The following is a 19,159-nucleotide window of genomic DNA, read 5'->3' on the forward strand; positions in this document are numbered from 1 at the left end:
AATTTAAATGAAAGGGCATAAAATGAGTTTACATCATACTTGGACCAATAATGGTTTAGAAAATAAACCTGACAATAATCAACAGCAACTTTCCTCAAATCAAGGGAGTAATTTTAATGTTGCTCCGCAGCAGTATCAGCAGAATGTTGCTTCACAACATTATCAGCCGCAGGCTGCTCCGATGGCGCAACAATATTCACAGCAACAAAATTTAATGCAACAACCACCACAAAGTGTTGCTCCGCAACAATATTCACAGCAGCAACAAGTGGGGGTTGCTCCGCAGCAGTATCAGCAGAATGTTGCTTCACAACATTATCAGCCGCAGGCTGCTCCGATGGCGCAACAATATTCACAGCAACAAGTGGGGGTTGCTCCGCAGCAGTATCAGCAGAATGTTGCTCCACAACAGTATCAGCCGCAGCCTGCTCCGATGGCACAACAGCAGCAGCAATCTGCTCTGAATACCGGAGCACAGCAGTATCAGCCGCAACAACAACATCAACAACCAATGATGCAGCAGCAACCATCTGCTGTTCCAACGCAAAACCAAACCTTAGCAGAACGAATTGCTAATTTACAAAGTGGTGGTTTAAATCAAAATGAAAATTATTCTGGTCAAAGAAATATTAAACCATCAGATTTATTAAATGTTCCAATTGATCCTAATATTAAGGTAGGTCTTGGCAAAAATATGAACATTGCAGCAGCCTTACCATCAGATTTATTTGAAAGTGAAACTGAAAAAGGAAACCGTAAGAAAAATCGAAAATTAAATGCTGAAGTTGAAATTGATGGATTACAATGTCAATGCAAAAATTGTGTAAAAAAATCACGCCCTTGATTAACGGTCTTGGTTAGTGTTTTAATAATGCTAGCAATTTTAGGCGGGGCTGTTGGAGCTATTTATGGTTTTCGGGTTCAAATTAAAGAATGATTATTAGGAACAGAACTAACTGTTGCAAATTCATCACCAATTGTAAGTAAAAGCGCAGGAGCATTATTACCTAATGATAAATCAATTTCACCAACTAGTTATTATTTAAATTCATAAACCATATTTAAAAATATGGTTTTTTCTTTTACAATATAATTATGAAATTTTTAATAGAAAGTAGGAAATTATAAGAAACATTAAATTAATTGCATTAGATATGGATGGGACTGCTTGTCGTTTTCATCAAGGGATTGAAACTGCTAATATTATGCCAATTATTAAGGCACAAGAAATGGGGGTACGGGTTATTTTTGCAACTGGGCGACCAATTTTAACATCATTACCAGAAGCATTAAAAGTAAAAATGGATTATTTTCAGCAATATTTTATTGGTTTTAATGGTGCTTGTATTTATGATATTAAAGCAAACAAGATTGTTCATCAACAAACATTATCTGTTTTACAAGTTAATTTTTTATTTCAATTAGCAAAAAAATATCACAAAAAAATATGATGTTATATTGATGATTTAACGAAAGTAATTGTTAATTTTGACCCGATTGGAGAAAATAATCCAGAATTAACTTTTTTTCATGGTGAATTTATTCAATATGATAATTTATCTGAAATTAAGAATACTGCTTATAAATGTATTGTAATGGATGTACAAGAAACAGATCCATTTATTATTTTAGCACGTGCTGAAAACATTGAAATTGCAATTGATGCTAGTCATACTGCTGAAATGAATGCTCCCGGAATTAGTAAATTAGCGGGTTTAAAATGAATTTCAAAGCAATGGGGAATTACGCTATCAGAAATGATGGCAATTGGTGATAGTATGAACGATTATTGAATGATAAAAAATGTTGGGTTAGGAATTGCGATGAACAATGGTCAAGATCAAATTAAAGCAATTGCGAAAGATATTACTAGTAATGTTGAAGAGGGCGGTGTTGCCAAAATGATTGAAAAATATATTTTCAATCATAAAAAATAATTATATAATTGTTGAGGAAAAAGAAAAAGAGGAGAAATATTGAAATGAAAGCTAAACAACCAATTTTATTAGCAATTCTTGATGGGTGAGGGATTGCCCCTGATTCAAAAGGAAATGCTGTTACACAGGCACATATGACAAATGTTGAAATGTTAAAGGCAAAATACCCTTGAGTAGCTGCTCATGCATCGGGAGAATGAGTTGGGTTACCAGATGGTCAAATGGGAAATTCAGAAGTTGGTCATATTCATTTGGGAGCTGGTCGAATTAAATATGAGTCATTAACGTTAATTAATAAAGCTATTAAAGATGGAACTTTTAATCAAAATCCGGAAATTTTAGCGGCAATTAATTTTGCAAAACAAAATAATGGTGCTTTTCATATTATGGGCTTATTTTCAGATGGTGGAGTTCATTCACATCTTAATCATATTTTTGCAGCGTATCAGTTAGCAGCAAAAGAAGGAGTTAAGGAAATTTATTTACATTTATTTGGTGATGGCCGTGATACCAAACCAGAATGTATTAAAACATATATTGAACAATTCAATGTTTTACAAGCAAACTTGAAAGTAGGGGCAATTGCTACAATTGGAGGCCGTTATTATGCAATGGATCGTGATAAAAAATATGAACGGGTTCAAGTTGCATATGATGTTTTAGTTTCGCGAAAAGGAGCTGAGTTTAGTGATCCGTTAACCTATATTGATCAAGAATATCAGGCGGGTCGTAATGACGAGTTTTTAATGCCAGCTTATAATATTAATACTCCACAAGGATACATTAAACCAGGTGATGGAGTCTTTTTTGCTAACTTCCGTCCCGATCGTGCAATTGCTATTGCTTCAGCATTAACAAATGCTGATTTTCCTGTTAATGAAGCAGAAAGTTATTTTATGCCAAAATTAAATGATATTTATTTTGTGTCAATGATGGAATATGCTGCAACAGTTGGATCAAAATATGTTGCTTTTCAGCCAATTGAAGTTGTTAATGGATTAGGAGAATGGTTAAGTAAAAAGGGTTATCATCAGTTACGAATTGCAGAAACGGAAAAAATTGCACATGTTACGTTTTTTTTTGATGGGGGAAAAGACTACTTTAAAAATGGTTTAGCAACCCAAACTGAAATTACATTGCCAGGTGCATCAGCCGCTTTAATTCCATCACCAAAGATTGCAACATATGATTTAAAACCAGAAATGTCAGCATATGAAATTACTGATAAATTAATCGCTGAACTTAATCGTAATGAATTTGATGTTATTATTTTAAACTTTGCCAATTGTGATATGGTTGGTCATACTGGGATTTTACCAGCAGCGATTGAAGCAGTAAAAACAATTGATGATTGTCTTGGTAAAATTTATTTGGCAATGCAAAAAGTTAATGGAATTATGATTATTACTGCGGATCATGGTAATGCTGAAATTATGATTGATGAAACTGGGGGACCAAATAAAAAACACACTTCCCAATTAGTTCCAATTATTATTACCAAAGCAGGATTAAAATTGCGTGATAAAAATCCGGCAATTTCCGATATTGCTCCAACTATTTTAGAATTATTGGAAGAAGAAATTCCTGCCGAAATGACACAACCATCATTAATTCTTAAATAAAAAAAGATATTATTTAATATCTTTTTTATGAAATAATTTGTAGTTTTAACTACATTTTGGTTAAAAATCAGTATATAATAAACTAGTAAGGTTTAGAGGAGTATTAAAAATGAATAACAATGAAAATGTTTATAATAATTTTAAAAGACCATGATATGAATTAAAACCAACCTTAGTTGATCGTGCTTCACCATTTGATTTTAAATTAGTTAATATTCGTAATACTGGTTATATTTTTATCGGAACAGCAATCTTTGCACCATTTTTTATTAGCATTTTAATTTCATATTTATTTGCTCATAATGAATATGCTTTAGTTGGAATGAATTTTGTTAGTTGAATTATCGTTGCTGTTGGTTCTTATTTTGTAATTGGTGGCGCTCAGAACGAAATTATGCGTTCTGGTGCAATTGCATTTTATTATTTTTATTTTATTCCTAATATGGTTGGTTTAATAATTGGTATCATTGTTAAGTCATTTCAGCCATCTGCTTCTGCTTTAATAACAATTAATTTATTAACAAGTTTACTTGCTGCTGGGATAACGATTTTTATTACTTACAAAACTTCACCCTTTATTTTTAAAAAAATTAAATTAACTTTTAAACAAGATTATAAACGCTTGCTGTTGGTTAGTTTAATTGCAATTATTGTCGTTTTTCTTTTTAATTTTATTTTTGGTTATTTACAGTCATTAATAACATCAACTCAATCAAAGAACCAAGAGAATTTAGTTAAAGGTCTTGGTAAGTGATGGAACATTGTGATTTTATTGATTTATACCGTTTTTTTTGCCCCAATTATTGAAGAATTAGCTTGTCGACATGGAATTTTTAGTTTAACAGGAAACAAATGAATTGCGTTTGTTGCTTCAACAATTTTCTTTGCTGGAATGCATGTTACTTCGACTGGTGATTGAGAACACATTATGGGTTATTTAGGAGCAGCATTAGCATTAGGAATGTTGTTTATGGTTGTTAATGGAAATGTAACTTATAATATTATTGCACATGGGGGGTTAAATTGTATTACTACCATTTTAATTATTGCAGCTCCGAGTTTTTTAACTAGATAAAATAAAAAGACCTTGTTGGTCTTTTTATTTTTTTAGAGTTGTTAACAATTGTTCTAAAAATGAATTAATTTCATTTTGATATGTAAAACTAATAAAAAATGGGGTTCCACCACCAGTAATTTTAAAATGTTCCTTATTTGTTTGCAAGAAATTATTAAGATTAAAGTTAGTTTGATTTTTTTAGTAAAACTAATAAAACCATATTTTAAGGTTGCATTAACAAAAATAATTAAGGTATTTTGATACTCTTGCAAATATTTGTTTAATTTATTACGAATTAATTCAAGAGTTATTTTTTTATCATTAATAATAATTTCTTCCACTGTTAGGTTATTATTAATAGCAGTTGTTTTAACCGGAAAAGTAGTTTCTTCAATGGTTTGTAATAATTGCTTATATTTTACCTTTGCTATTTCATTTAATTCTTTTTCTAATTTTTCAATTTCAAGGTTTAAATTGTTTTTTTCAATTAAGGTTGTTGGTACAGGAAAATCAGGAAACATAAGAGTAAAGGTTGAATCATAACCACTAATTTTTTTTACACTTTGTTCTAAACCGTTTCTTTTTTGGTTAATTCAGTTGGTAAAGTATGCTTGTGTTGTTTTCTTATTCGTTGAAAATTGCATTCGAATTTTCTTTTTATCCGCTCAACAATCTCAAATTTCAAAAAAATCAATTTCTTGTAGATTATTAACATGCGTTCCACCACATAAATCAATTGTGGCAGTAGGGAATTCAACTACCCGAACAATTGGATCATATTCAAAATTTGGATGTGCAATTGTTAATTTTACTGCTTCAGCAATTGGCATTTGATGTTCAATTTTAGCAATATCATGGTTAATTAAATCATTAATAATTTTCTGACGCGCTGCTAAAATAATATTTAATCAATTATCAACTTTATTCATTGCTAATAAAGCATAATCAATTCTAATTTGAACTGAATCTGTTATTTCACCATCATTTAAAATTTGTTCAATAAGATATGATAAGAGATGTTGGGCAGTATGGTTTTTTGTAAGTTTAATGCGACGTTCTGTGTCAATTTTTTGTTCTAAAGTATCGTTAAGATTGATTGTTGCTCCTTGTGTATCAACAAGATGAAGATATACTTTTTTATAGATTTGCTTATTAAGATCAAAAACCATAATTTTATGCTTATCTTTAATTAAAACACCAGTATCTGAAATTTGGCCCCCACCAAGAGCATAAAAAACAGTATGGTCAAAGGCATTAAAACCAACTCCGTTTAATTGTTCAACGGGGTGCCCTGCTTCATTAAAGAGAGCTACAACGGTTCCGTTGTTGGTCATTTGTTGATACCCATGAAATTTTGTTAGGGGAATCATAACTTTGTTATCTTGTTTTTTTAAGTTAGTTCATAATAATTCAATTTGTTCATTATTCATAGTTCTTAATATTAATTAAAATTATATGTTATTTTATAAAATAAAAAAAGAATAATTAAAGTATTCTTTTATTTTTTATTTAAAATGACAGGGATAATTAGCGGATTACGACGTTTATAACGGCAAATAAATGGCGATAGTGATTGTTTAATTGCATTTTTAAGAGCACCAAAAGTTGGCTTTTGAGTTTTTAAAACTTCATTAACTGCTTCAGTCGCTAATCGAATTGATTCATTGATAATATTTCCTGATTCTTTAACATAGAAACTTCCTCGTGAAATAATACGAGGTGGTGTTAATAACTGGTTATTTTGTGAATCAATTGAAATAACAACAGCAATTAAACCATCTTTTGATAAAATTTCACGGTCACGAACAACAGCAGTTGTTTGACCAGATAAATCTTTTCCATCAACATAAACTGCTTCGGCTTCAATTCGTTTTCCAATCGCTCCGGTACCGTTTAACAATTCAATTTGATCACCATTAGCACAAATAAAGACGTTTTCTTTTGGAACATTAACACTAGTTGCTGTTTCACCGTGTTGACGTAACATACGATAATCTCCATGCATTGGCATAAAGTATTTTGGTTTTAATAATGTAAATAATAATTTTTGTTCTTCTTGCGAAGCATGCCCTGAAGTATGAATCTGGTTCAGAGGACTATTTTCTTGGACAATTGCCCCAGTACGAACCAATTTATTAATAACGCGTTCAACATCGGCTTGGTTACCAGGAATTGGTGATGATGAGAAAATAACAGTATCACCAGGAATAATTGAAATATGTTGATGCTGATTATTAGCAATTCGTGATAAAGCAGCCATTGGTTCTCCCTGACTTCCGGTACAAATAATTAAAATCTCGTTATCCTTATAGTTTTTAGCATCATTAGCTTTAATAAAGGCTTTATCAGAAATTTTTAAATGTCCCATTTGACGGATAATTTTAATAATTCGGTCTAAACTTCTTCCAAAAACTAAAATTTTACGACCATATTTATTAGCAATTTCAACAATATGTTGAATTCGGTGAACATTTGAAGCAAATGTTGAAATCAAGATTCGTCCTTTTGCTTTTACGAATAATTCTGCAATATTTTTAATAATTTTTGTTTCAGTTTGAGTATATCCCTCAACTTCCGCATTTGTACTGTCTGCCATCAATAACATAACACCTTCTTGCCCCATATTTGCCATTCGTTCAATGTCAGAACGATGTCCTAATGGTGTTCAGTCAAATTTATAGTCTCCTGTTGATACTACTTTGCCATTTGGTGTCATAACTGAAATTCCAAAGGCATCAGGAATACTATGGTTAACAGCAAAAAAGTTAATTTTAAAGTTTTTAGTTTTAATAACACTCATATTGTCAACTTCTTTAACAATAGTGGTTTGTTCTAATTTTGCTTCTTTTAATCGATCACGAATCAAAGCAGCAGCTAATCGAGGGGCATAAATGATTGGAATTGTTACTTCTCTTAACAAGTATGGAATTCCTCCAATATGGTCTTCATGCCCATGAGTAATAAATAGAGCTTTTATTTTTCGTTGATTTTCTTTTAAATAATTGTAATTTGGAATAACAGCGTCTACTCCAAGCATTGTTGAACTAGGGAATTTAACTCCAGCATCAAGCATAATTAATTCTTCATCATGCTCAATACAGTATGTATTTTTACCAACTTCTTCTAAACCTCCTAAGGCAAAGACTTTTGTTGGAAATTTATTTTTAATAATATTTTGTGTTGTTGTTTTTGGTACTATACTAGCTGGTTTTGTAGTTGTTGTTTTATTTTTATTTATCTCTTTGTTTTCTTTATTCATTGAAACTATCACCTCATAATTCTAAAAATTCATAGTTTTTTCTTATTAAATTTATTATTTAATATTATTAAAAAGAAAAAAATTAATTCCCTAGTATCCAAAAAATTATAACACAAAGATTAATAAGTTTACAAAAAAATATTTTTTCTTAAAAAAGTTAAAAATTATTAAGTTTATAGAATAATTCAATCCGAATTTTTTAATCAAGGATTTTTTTTATTAATTAAATCATAATATAATTTACCCTCTAAATGTTCTTGTTCATGTTGAAAAACAATTGCTTCATAACTTCGAACGGTAATTGTTACTTGTTGTTGTTTTAGATAGTCATATCCATCAATGATAATTCGAAAACTACGGGGAACAAAGCCTTCTTTATCACCATCAACACTTAAACAACCTTCGCCTTCTTCAATACAAGCTAATTGTGCGCTTTTACCAATAATTGTTGGATTAATCATTGCGTGTTCAATTACTTTTTTGGTTCCAGTTTCATCATCCGTATCTTCAATTCTAATATAATACATCTTAATATTATGACCAATTTGTGGGGCGGCAAGGCCAACCGCAGGTCTAATTGTTTGTTTATCATTTTTTTGTAAATCTTGTGAATATCGCACAAAATCAATTAATTTTTGCATAACAAGTTCATTTTCGGGCGATAATGGAAACGAAACATTATTTGATGATTGTCGAATTGATGGTGTATCATCAAATACTAATCAATCCTTCTTTGGAATTTCATTTTGCAACACTAAAAATCACCTCTTAGAAAATTATAACATATACCATAATTATTGATGAAATTTAGTATAATAAAAAAGATAGAAAAGAGATTAGAAGTATGCGTGTAATTAGTGGAAAGTATAAGGGTTATCAAATTAAAACTTTAGAAGGAATGAACACCCGCCCGATGACTGCCCGAGTGAAAGAAGATATGTTTAATATTTTAGATAACTATTTTATCTATGAAAATAAAACTGGTTTAGATATTTTTGCTGGTAGTGGTCAATTAGGAATTGAAGGATTATCACGCGGATTACAACAATGTTTTTTTAATGATTTCCATCAAGGTGCTTATCAAATAATTACAATTAATCTTCAAAATCTAAAAATTGTGAATGGAAAAGTATTAAATTATGATTATAATGTGTTATTAAATTGAATGTTTCAAAATCAAATAGCGATTGATATTTTATTTTTGGACCCACCTTTTAAGCAAATTCAATATTATTATGATATTATTACTACAATATTGAAAAACAATATTATAAATAACTATGGAATAATAGTTTGTGAATCAAATCAAGAACTATCATTTGCTCAATTTGACTTAGTGATGTTATGTTACAAAAGATATAAAAAAAAGTATTTATATATACTACGTTTAGAAAAAGGAGAAAATTAGTGTGCAAAAAAGGGGTTTTTTAATTATCTTCTCTGGTCCATCGGGAGTTGGGAAAGGAACAATTTGCCAGGAACTGTTTAAATATGAAGAATTAAATTTAGCTTATTCAGTTTCAATGACAACAAGAGAAAAGAGGCCAGATGAAATTGATGGCGTAAATTATTTTTTTGTTGATCGACCAACCTTTGAAAATGCAATTAAAAATGATGAACTATTAGAATATGCAGAATTTGTTGGGAATTATTATGGAACACCAAAATCATATTGTATTGAACAAATTGAAAAAGGGAAAAATGTTTTATTAGAAATTGAAGTTCAAGGAGCAACACAAGTATTAGAAAAAATTACTGATGCAGTTTCAATTTTTTTAATTCCGCCAAGTTTAGATGAATTAGAGAAGCGGATTCGTGGACGAAAAAGTGAGCCCGAATCTGTTCTTCAAGCCCGATTAGCAAAAGCAGCTGATGAACTTCCGCTACAAAGTAATTATAATTATGTTGTTGTGAATAATACCGTTGAACAAGCAGTGGCAGAAATTAAAACAATTTTAGAGCAAGAAATTGCTAATCGTTTATAAGTTAACTAAAGGTGGTTAAGGTATGCGAGCAAGAGAATTAGCCTGAGATATTCTGTGGAAGGTTTTTGCAAAAAATAAATTTAGTAATCATTTATTAGCAAAAACAATTGAACTAAACGCCAGTTTTACTGATCAGGATAAAACCTTAATTTATCGAATTGTTTATGGCACTCTTAAAAACAAATTATATTTAGAATATATTGCTAATCAATTTATTGATAATAGAAAAACTAATCAAAAACTACAAGTCATCTTATGAATGAGCATTTATCAATTTCGTTTCTTGGATCGCATTCCAAACTATGCTATTGTTAATGAAGCAGTTAACATTGGAAAAAAACTTAATTCAAAATATGCGGGGTTTGTTAATGCTACTTTAAAAAGGATTTTTGAAAGCAGTGATGATATTTTTGAAATCAACCTTGCTGATGAAACAAAAAAATTAAGTATTAAATATAGTTTTCCGTCGTCATTATACTTAATTCTTCGAAATGAATATAATGAAGAGATTGCGCGAAAAGTTATGGAAGATAATTTAACACTTCCAAAACTTGCTTTTCGTGTTAATACTTTAAAAATTACACAAGATGAATTATTAACAAAATATGCTGATTATAATTTAACAAAAAGTGTGGTTTCACCAGTTGGAGTTATTGCTGAAAAACCGGTTATTAATTCCGCAATGTTTCAAGATGGTTTAATTTTTATTCAAGATGAAATGAGTATGCGAATTGCAGAAGTCTTAGATCCCCAAGAAACTGATCGTGTCTTAGATATGTGTAGTGCTCCTGGTGGTAAAACAACACATTTAAGTCAGTTAATGAATAATAAAGGCATTATTGATGCATATGATATCAGTGAAAAGAAACTTAATTTAATTAAAACTAATGCCCAACGATTAGGGATTACTAATATTTATTCGCATTTATTAGATGCTAGAAAAATTAATTCATCGGTTCAATATGATAAAATTTTATGTGACGCACCTTGTAGTGGTCTTGGTGTTATTAAACGAAAACCAGAAATTAAATATCATTCTTTTACAAGTGAGAAGTTAGCTAATTTAGTAGAAATCCAAGAACAATTGTTAGAGAAAGCTTATGAATTATTAAAACCAGGAGGTATTTTAGTTTATTCTACTTGTACATTTGAAGTATATGAAAACAGTTTACAAATTAGAAATTTTTTAGCAAAATATAATGATCTTGAGATAATTACAACTGAGCAAATTTTTGGGTATGAAAACAATACTGATGGATTTTATTATTGTAAAATTAGAAAAAAAGATAAGTAATTATAAAAAGTATGTAAAATATATATAAGAATAAGAAAGAAAGGAAGCATAGTTATGAATACGAATGTTAAACTGATTGAAGATCTTTTGCAGCAATATTTAAAGGCACACAATTTAACCAAAGAAGTAATGATTGAAAAACCACGACAAGAAGGTTTTGGGCATTTATCAACAAATTTAGCTTTATTATTAGCTAAAGATTTAAAAAAAGCGCCAAATAAAATTGCCGAAGAAATTATTGCTTTTATTGAAAAAAATAATAAAACATATTTTAAAAAAATTGAAATTGCTGGAGCAGGATTTATTAATTTTACGCTAGCTGACGAACAATTACATCAAGTTATTAATGATGTTTTAAAGTTACAAGCAAAATATGGACATTCAGCACCAAAAGATTTTATTTATAATTTAGAAATTGTATCAGCAAACCCAACCGGTTTTTTACATATTGGTCATGCACGGAATGGAGCTATTGGGGATAGTGTTGCGCGTATTTTACGTGCGGCGGGATATAAAGTTCAAACTGAATATTATGTTAATGATGCTGGTAATCAAATTAATAATTTAGCCGTAACTGTTTTTGTTAGTTATTTAAATTTATTAGGGAAAAAAACTGAATTACCACCAGAAGCATACCGTGGTGATATGTATGATGAAGTAGCACAATATTTTGTGGATAATTATCAAGATAAATTTATTAATTTAACTTTTAATGAGGATTATAAACTTAGTGATTCAGAGGTGCACGAATTGTTTCGCAAGAAATCGGTTGATTTATTTTTAGATATTATCAAAGAACAATTAAAATTATTTCGGGTTGATATTGAATATTATTCATCAGAAGCCTCAATGTATGAAGGCGGTAAAATTCAAGGAACATTAGACCAATATGCCAAATTAAATAAAACGTATCAACAAGATGGCGCTTTATGATTAAAGACTACTGATTTTGGTGATGATAAAGATCGTGTTTTAGTTAAATCAAATGGTGATTTAACATATATTACGCCAGATTTAGCTGCACATAATGAACGTTTAATGCGAACAAAAGCCGATAAATTAGTTAATTTTTGAGGTGGTGATCACCATGGGTACATTATTCGAATGTTGGCGGGTTTACAATTATTAGGTTATAAAAAAGATATCTTAGATATTGATATGATTCAAATGGTGCGATTAATTAAAGATGGTGCTGAATATAAAATGAGTAAACGAAAAGGAACGGCAGTTTGATTAATTGATTTAATTGAAGAAATTGGGGTTGATCCAATTCGTTATATGTTAGTTTCAAAAAGTGCACAAAGTCATATGGATTTAGATATTGGTGTTTTAAAAGAGCATTCATCAAAAAACCCCGTTTATTATGCACAATATGCAACAGCGCGTTGCAATAGTGTTTTACAACAAGCCAAAGTTAATGATATTAAAATTGATAATGTTAAAACTTTTGAGTTATTAACTTCACAAAAAGAATTAGATCTTTTAAATGATATTGATTTATTTAATCGTTGTGTTGAAGGGGCGGCAAAGTTGCGCCAACCGCATTTAATTTGTGATTATTTACAAAATATTGCACGTCAGTTCCATTCGTATTATAATGAATCAAAAGTTATTAATTTAGATAACTTAGAATTAACAAAACAACGTTTAGTTTTTATTAAAGTAATTTATCAAATCTTAGCAAATGCCTTTAATTTATTAGGGGTTAATGTTATTGAACAGATGTAAATTAAGTTGTGCTATAATTTATCAGAGAAGAAAGAGGGTCTAAGCATGTTAAACGATAATTGAGATGTTTTTTTATTTAGTCCATTAATGCTATTATTGTTATTTGTTCTTTATATCTTAATTTTAGTAAAAAACATTAAAATTAAACATGCTAGTCAAAAAGCATTCTTTGTTCAAACTTTTTTATATTGGTTTGCTTTATCAGCCATTGTTGGTGATAATTTAGAATTTAGAAACCTTTTTTTTGTTGCTTCAATTAATAATTTTGAAGGGATTGCGTTAATTACAGTTGCATCTCTTTCATTTTATACAGTGTTAGCAATGATCCCTTATGTTTTTTTACATAAGGTTTTTTCTCGCGTTGGCTGACATTTTGTACAATATGGAATTTTTGCTGGTTCGGCCCTAGGTATTATTATTTTAATTGCTTATCCGTCGCTACCAACTTTAATTATTGCGGCAATTTTTTTAGGGTTTGGAATTGTTAGCAAAGCTAGTTATTTTTTATCATATAATGAAGTTTACGGTCGTAAGTTCTTTCCTTTTAAAACTGTTAGTTTAATTGCACCATTAATGACTTTTGCCCTTATTTTTGGAAGTGAGCTTAATAATTTGGTTATAACAGGAGCTAGCAATTTATCCAATCATTTGCAAATAGTAATTATTGGAATGATTGCCGTTTGTGCGATTGGGATTGCAGCAATGTTATACTCGTTATTTTCACATAAAGAATTTACTTCACAACCTTTTACAATTGAACAACAAAAAATGTTTGAACCATTTAAATGAAAAAAAGTTTTAATTATCTTTTTGATGTTTCTTTTAATTATTGCTTTAAAAGAAATATCACAATCAAATATTTATATTTGATTATTAGGGCAACGGACTTGGGGAAAATACCATGATGTCTTAAAGGTAAATCAATTTGTTCGTTTGAATGAACAGTTATTTTTAATTCCACAATTTTTTGGGGCTTATTTAGTATGTCATTTACTTTATAATAAAATTGGTGTTAAGTATTGTTTTGGTTTAGGATTATTATTATGATTCTTATTCTTTAGCATTGCTGCTTTTAACCATTCTCCTGATGCTTATTTATTTTTACAAATAATTAATGGTTTAGCTTATTCAATGTGTTTTAGTATTTTATTTGCAATGACTTGCGAATGAAAATATCGTTCCCCAATCAATCGTCCTGTTGTTGCTCAATTACAATTATTATGATTTGGAGTTGAATTTATTACAAAATTCTTTGATGATTTTGTTCGTGAAAAAAAGATAGGAATATTTAGTAATTATGTTCCGGGGCAAAACTATATTCCAGTTGATAATTTTGCTGGTCAAATTGATAATATTACAACAATAATTTTTACAATTTGTGCATCAATTGTACTAATTATTCTGTTAATATTTTATTATACCTCAGACCTAATTTTAGCTGAATATCGTAATCATTTGCGATTATTGGTTCCTAAAATTAACTTGTTGCTACGTGAAAGCTTTATTAGTCGTGTAAAGTCAAATATGGTAATTGAGGCAGATGAAAAAAATAAAAGTTAACATAATAATGAATTATTTCTTGGTTTAAGAAGCAATGCTTTTTATTGTGTTTAACTTTATTTTTAGAAGGAGTATGTAATGAGAAAAATAATGAAATTTATAATGGCACTGCAAATAGTTATTCATTCGGCGGGTTTTTTAACAGCTTGTTTAAAAAAATACCATTACATGAATAATATTTGAGTTATTAGCAGTGGTACCATTAATGATAAGTCTTTTAATCAATCAGTATGAGAAGGAGCAAGTAAATATCTTGTTTCACAAGGGGGACAGCCAGCTTTATCAAATTGACAAAATAGTAAGATTCGTGCCAGTTATTTTGAACCAGTAGGGTTAACACCAGCTGAATTTAAAGCAGCTTATATTACAGCAAGTATTGCTGGGGCAAAAACATTAATTTTACCAGGATTTATTCATGGAAATACAATTGGTTGAGCATCAACCCTTGCCAATAATGTAATTTTTATTGATGGTAGTGGTCAGAATATTCATAAAAATATGGAACAAAAAGGATCTTTAGCAGATAACATTGTTGGAATTTTATTTCAAAAAGAAATTGCTGGTTTTTTAGCTGGGTTTGTTACAACAATGTGACTTAATTTGCATCAAACAGAATTTAATGGTCAGTTACGGATTGGAACTTATGGTGGGATGGATAATCCAATTGGGGTTTCAAATTATTTATGAGGATTTTTATTATCAGCAGATATTTTTAACGAAATAATTAATAATAATAGTGTTTATCCTAATTTGCACGAGTTAAAACAAGACATTTTAACTCTTTTACAAGGAATCAATCCAGCATTAACAGTATTACAACCGATTCGTAAAGCACAAACAGTATTAAACAAAAACGAATCATGGTTTTCACAATCATTTAATCAGGGAGATGGAAAAGTTATTTCGGATTATTTAATTAGTAAAAAAGCTAATGTTATTTTTCCTGTCGCAGGACCACAAACTCAAGATACAATTGATCGAATTAAATATAACGAAGCAAATACAAAGGTCGTTGGTGTTGATACGGCTCAATCAGAAATTTATGGTGACCAATACATTATTACGAGTGGTTTATTAAATATTGCCCAAGCAACAGAAGACGCTTTAACAAATATTTACTCATCAGCGTGTAGTTATCAAGCAAATAGTAAAACATGAGATAATAGTAAAACAACTAATAACTGTTGAATTAATACTGATCAATCATCAAAAACAAATGCTAATTGGTTGGGTGTTGAAAAGACAAAATGAATTGATAATAAGATTATTAGTTACATTAATAAAGACCAAAAGTTAATGAAATTAGCAACAGCGGTGGGAACAGTTTATAGTAAGATAAACCAATTACATTTTGTTGATACGTTAGCTTTAACATATGAAACCCAACAAACCCTTAAAAAAGCGGTACTATTGATGTTAGAATATGGTTTGAAATAAAAAAATATTTTTTTTGTAAAAATTAGAAAATTATAGTATAATACTTTTAGATAGTGTGGTGGTTATATGGGAGGAATCTTGGCTATTAGTATCAAAATCTTAGATTTAGAAATTCCAATAATCGGGTTAGTTGGGTTTTTATTAGGATTCGCAACGCTATTATTATTTATTTATTTTGCTATTACTTTTTCTTTATTTCGAAGTAAAAAGAGTAATCAAAATTGAACAAATATGATGAAATTAAAAGAAGAAACAAGTTTTAAGGAAAAAATTGAGTATTTTGAACAAGAAATTATGCTAGCTAAAAAAACGGGTGATAAAAACTAGATAATTCTTTTTTTAAATAAATTAATCTTCACAAGTAGGGTGGGTGAAACAAAGTATGGGTTTTTTTAATACAGTAAAATCTTTTATGACTAAAGATAAAGAACATGATAAACAGTCACAAATGCAACCAGGGAATGGTTTTGGTGATAATTTTAATCCTGAATCATTGCATCAAAATAATCCAAATTTTACCCAATATCAAGGAAATAATAATGGCATTGCACAAAATCAGTCGCCACAAGATCAGTATTTCCGCCCTAATGAAGCATATAAGCAAAATCAATTAAATAATACTGAAATGTTATACCAAAATCACAATACAATTCGTCCAGCACGAATGAACTTAAGTAACCAATATAATTATTATGCAAATAATGAAAGACAATATATTGATGAAGAACGTGAGTTAATTACAGCCCCAGGAACACCATCCGTGCCACCAGGTTATGTTGAACCTTATTATAATCATGATGCTGCTAATAATTATTCACGACCACCACAGCCGCAAATTTTACCACGCCGAATTCATCAACCCACACCAAATTCGATGCAAGATCAATATTTAGCTGCTCAACAGAATTATGGTGGATATTCGTATCCAGAAACAATGAATTATCAAAATAATCGTGATGGTTATTTTAATGATGAACATGTTTATGTGAATCAATATCGTCGTCCTTACCAACGTCGTGTAGTTAATCCATATAATCAGTTACAGTTTAATGAACAATTTAATCAGTCAGAGGTATCTTATGATGGAAAAAATTATTATCCTAATGTAAATCCACAACCATATTTTGATGGAAATCAAATGATGGCAAACTCAATGCCGGTTCCACCAACCTTCTATCAAAATAATAGTTATTTACCAGCAACTCAGTTGGAAGGGCAATCTTTCCCAAATGGTTTCGAAAATAATCGTTATGCTTATCAACCACAATTACCAACAAAACATCGTCGTCGTCATTTTAATCGTGAATATGTTAATAAATTAATCCCATTAGAAATTGCGCGTGAAATTCGTTCGGAAAAAGTTCGAACATTAATTATGATTACATTTGGGCTTTTTGGTACAATGTCAACAAGTTTATTTATTGCCTTATATTTTATTACACATCAACAAGGAATATCATCAATTATGGAAATTCAAGCAAAATATATTCCGCATCCATTTTTAACAATTACCTTTTTATTAATTTCATTAGGATTATTATTTGCTGGGATTTTTGATTTATCACGGGTTCGAATTGAAACAAACAATTATATTTCACATTTAATGCGTGGTAATCATACGATTCCCCATTTGTTGATTGATAATTATAAAAAAATGACAGTTCGTAGTATTATTTTAAATTGATTAGCATTTCCAACGTATTTCTTTGGGGGAATTGTTTTAGGAATTCTTTATGGTTTTCAGCAACATTCTGGCGAAGAATTCCGATTTGGATTTTGAAGTTGGGGAATTGTTGATGATTTAACAGCGGCAATTACGATTACAATTGCAATTTTAATCGCAACATTAGGAATTCATATCGCTAATATTGTTTTAACAAAAAAACGTAAAGCAAATATTATTGGTTATTATGGATATGAAATTGTTAAACCAGAAGAATTAGCAGCCTTGAAGAAAAAAACCAATCGGATTTGTTTAGTTATTTTCATTATTTTTCTAATTATTTTAACGCTAGTAATTTCAATTCCATGATTAATTGCACGTCGTCGTAAACGACGTGTTGAACCAATCTTTGGTCGTTTATTTAACCGTAATTAAGAATTGTTTTAAAAACAATTCTTTTTTATTTAAAATTATTTTATAATTATTAATAAAGAAGCGAGGATTAATAATGATTGAACATTTATATGTACATATTCCTTTTTGTGACCATATTTGCTTTTATTGCGATTTTTTCAAAATTAAGAAATCACGTGATGAAATGGTTAATGAATATTTACTGTCGTTAGAACAAGAAATTTCACAATCACAGCCACCATTTAAATTAAAAACAATTTATTTAGGGGGAGGAACACCAAATAGTTTAGATGATAAACAATTAGAAAAATTATTACAATTGTTGCAAAAAAATGATCAAACAGCAGTTGTTGAATATACCACTGAGTTAAATCCTGAGAAAATTACAAAAAGTCAATTGCAACTTTTAAAAAATTATCATGTTAATCGGTTATCAATTGGAGTTCAAACATTTAACGATCAGTTATTAAAAAAAATTAATCGCCATCATAGTGTTGCTGATGTCGTTGCTAGTTATAATTTAGCACGAGACGAAGGATTTGATAATATTTCTTTTGATTTAATTTATAACTTGTTTGATCAAACAACAGATGATATTCAACAAGACTTAATAATGGTTAAACAATTACAACCTGATCATATTAGTTGGTATTCATTAATTTTAAAAGAAAATTCTTATTGAGGAAAAACGAAAGTAAAATTACCAGATTATGATATTGCCTTTGACGAAATTATTAATGCCGCTCTTAATAAAATGGGTTATGTTCGTTATGAAATTTCAAATTATACCAATAATAATAAGAAATCACAGCATAATTTAGGCTATTGAACTAATAAATCATTTTGATTATTTGGACCAGGCGCCGCTGGTTTTATTAATGAAGATGGTCATTATTTATTAGAAAACACCCGGAAATATGCAAATTGAACACAGCAGAAAACAGAAATATTATTAGCAGATTATTATTTTCAAATTTTGATGATGGGATTACGAGTTTTAGAGGGTATTAATTTAGCAACAGTAAAAGATGCTCAAGCAGCAATAACTTATTATGAAACTAAAATTGCCGATGAAGTTGCAAAAAATAATTTGGTTTTTGAGAATAATCATTTACGTTGTACAAAACAAGGATTAAATATTCTAAATGATATTTTAGTTAATATTATGGAATAAATTTTATGTTATGATATGAGTATCAAGGC

General features: G+C 29.4%; 16 protein-coding genes. 13 read left to right on the top strand and 3 right to left on the bottom strand.

Annotation, left to right across the window (positions count from 1 at the left end; translation table 4 throughout):
• Positions 1-7: 7 nt before the first annotated feature.
• The 4 genes from ACOBWH_RS02395 to ACOBWH_RS02410 all read left to right on the top strand — a co-directional run bounded on the left by ACOBWH_RS02395 (position 8) and on the right by ACOBWH_RS02410 (position 4,634).
• Complete coding sequence (locus ACOBWH_RS02395; RefSeq protein ID WP_424526908.1) at positions 8-1,054, top strand: hypothetical protein; 1,047 nt, start codon at positions 8-10, stop codon at positions 1,052-1,054.
• A gap of 100 nt (positions 1,055-1,154) precedes the next feature.
• Entirely contained in the window at positions 1,155-1,937 is a 783-nt protein-coding gene (locus ACOBWH_RS02400) for a Cof-type HAD-IIB family hydrolase (RefSeq protein ID WP_424526909.1), read from the top strand.
• A gap of 44 nt (positions 1,938-1,981) precedes the next feature.
• Positions 1,982-3,559 (top strand): 2,3-bisphosphoglycerate-independent phosphoglycerate mutase, encoded by a 1,578-nt coding sequence (gene gpmI, locus ACOBWH_RS02405; RefSeq protein ID WP_424526910.1) that lies wholly within the window; start codon positions 1,982-1,984, stop codon positions 3,557-3,559.
• Positions 3,560-3,668: 109 nt separating this feature from the next.
• Positions 3,669-4,634, top strand: a complete 966-nt coding sequence (locus tag ACOBWH_RS02410) for a lysostaphin resistance A-like protein (RefSeq protein WP_424526911.1) — start codon at positions 3,669-3,671, stop codon at positions 4,632-4,634.
• A 53-nt stretch (positions 4,635-4,687) separates the two neighbouring features.
• On the opposite strand, the gene ACOBWH_RS02415 is transcribed toward ACOBWH_RS02410, so the two are convergent.
• The 3 genes from ACOBWH_RS02415 to def all read right to left on the bottom strand — a co-directional run bounded on the left by ACOBWH_RS02415 (position 4,688) and on the right by def (position 8,630).
• Complete coding sequence (locus ACOBWH_RS02415; protein ID WP_424526912.1) at positions 4,688-6,046, bottom strand: alanine--tRNA ligase-related protein; 1,359 nt, start codon at positions 6,044-6,046, stop codon at positions 4,688-4,690.
• Positions 6,047-6,114: 68 nt separating this feature from the next.
• Positions 6,115-7,875, bottom strand: a complete 1,761-nt coding sequence (locus ACOBWH_RS02420) for a ribonuclease J (protein ID WP_424526913.1) — start codon at positions 7,873-7,875, stop codon at positions 6,115-6,117.
• A 173-nt stretch (positions 7,876-8,048) separates the two neighbouring features.
• Entirely contained in the window at positions 8,049-8,630 is a 582-nt protein-coding gene (gene def / locus ACOBWH_RS02425) for a peptide deformylase (RefSeq protein WP_424526914.1), read from the bottom strand.
• Between the two features lie 80 nt (positions 8,631-8,710).
• On the opposite strand from def, the gene rsmD reads away from it, so the two are divergent.
• The 9 genes from rsmD (at position 8,711) to hemW (ending at position 19,130) form a co-directional block, all read left to right on the top strand.
• A complete protein-coding gene (gene rsmD, locus ACOBWH_RS02430) occupies positions 8,711-9,283 on the top strand; it encodes a 16S rRNA (guanine(966)-N(2))-methyltransferase RsmD (RefSeq protein ID WP_424527381.1) in 573 nt (190 codons plus the stop codon).
• A gap of 1 nt (position 9,284) precedes the next feature.
• Positions 9,285-9,860, top strand: a complete 576-nt coding sequence (gmk, locus tag ACOBWH_RS02435; protein WP_070406544.1) for a guanylate kinase — start codon at positions 9,285-9,287, stop codon at positions 9,858-9,860.
• A 22-nt stretch (positions 9,861-9,882) separates the two neighbouring features.
• Positions 9,883-11,154 (top strand): 16S rRNA (cytosine(967)-C(5))-methyltransferase RsmB, encoded by a 1,272-nt coding sequence (gene rsmB / locus ACOBWH_RS02440; RefSeq protein WP_424526915.1) that lies wholly within the window; start codon positions 9,883-9,885, stop codon positions 11,152-11,154.
• Between the two features lie 54 nt (positions 11,155-11,208).
• Positions 11,209-12,882 (top strand): arginine--tRNA ligase, encoded by a 1,674-nt coding sequence (gene argS, locus ACOBWH_RS02445; RefSeq protein WP_424526916.1) that lies wholly within the window; start codon positions 11,209-11,211, stop codon positions 12,880-12,882.
• A gap of 45 nt (positions 12,883-12,927) precedes the next feature.
• On the top strand, positions 12,928-14,442 hold the full coding sequence (locus ACOBWH_RS02450; protein ID WP_424526917.1) for a hypothetical protein: 1,515 nt from the start codon (positions 12,928-12,930) through the stop codon (positions 14,440-14,442).
• Between the two features lie 78 nt (positions 14,443-14,520).
• Entirely contained in the window at positions 14,521-15,879 is a 1,359-nt protein-coding gene (locus tag ACOBWH_RS02455; RefSeq protein ID WP_424526918.1) for a BMP family ABC transporter substrate-binding protein, read from the top strand.
• 66 nt (positions 15,880-15,945) lie between these two features.
• The gene (locus ACOBWH_RS02460) at positions 15,946-16,206 is read left to right on the top strand and encodes a hypothetical protein (protein WP_070406549.1); all 261 of its coding nucleotides are present in this window, start codon (positions 15,946-15,948) and stop codon (positions 16,204-16,206) included.
• An 85-nt stretch (positions 16,207-16,291) separates the two neighbouring features.
• Positions 16,292-17,977: an MSC_0882 family membrane protein gene (locus ACOBWH_RS02465; RefSeq protein WP_424526919.1), complete on the top strand. Its 1,686-nt coding sequence runs from the start codon at positions 16,292-16,294 to the stop codon at positions 17,975-17,977.
• Positions 17,978-18,050: 73 nt separating this feature from the next.
• The gene (hemW, locus tag ACOBWH_RS02470) at positions 18,051-19,130 is read left to right on the top strand and encodes a radical SAM family heme chaperone HemW (protein WP_424526920.1); all 1,080 of its coding nucleotides are present in this window, start codon (positions 18,051-18,053) and stop codon (positions 19,128-19,130) included.
• The last annotated feature ends 29 nt before the right edge of the window (positions 19,131-19,159 follow it).

The sequence above is a fragment of the Spiroplasma endosymbiont of Glossina fuscipes fuscipes genome, assembly GCF_049669535.1.
In the GTDB taxonomy this organism is placed as follows: Bacteria; Bacillota_I; Bacilli_A; order Mycoplasmatales; family Mycoplasmataceae; genus Spiroplasma.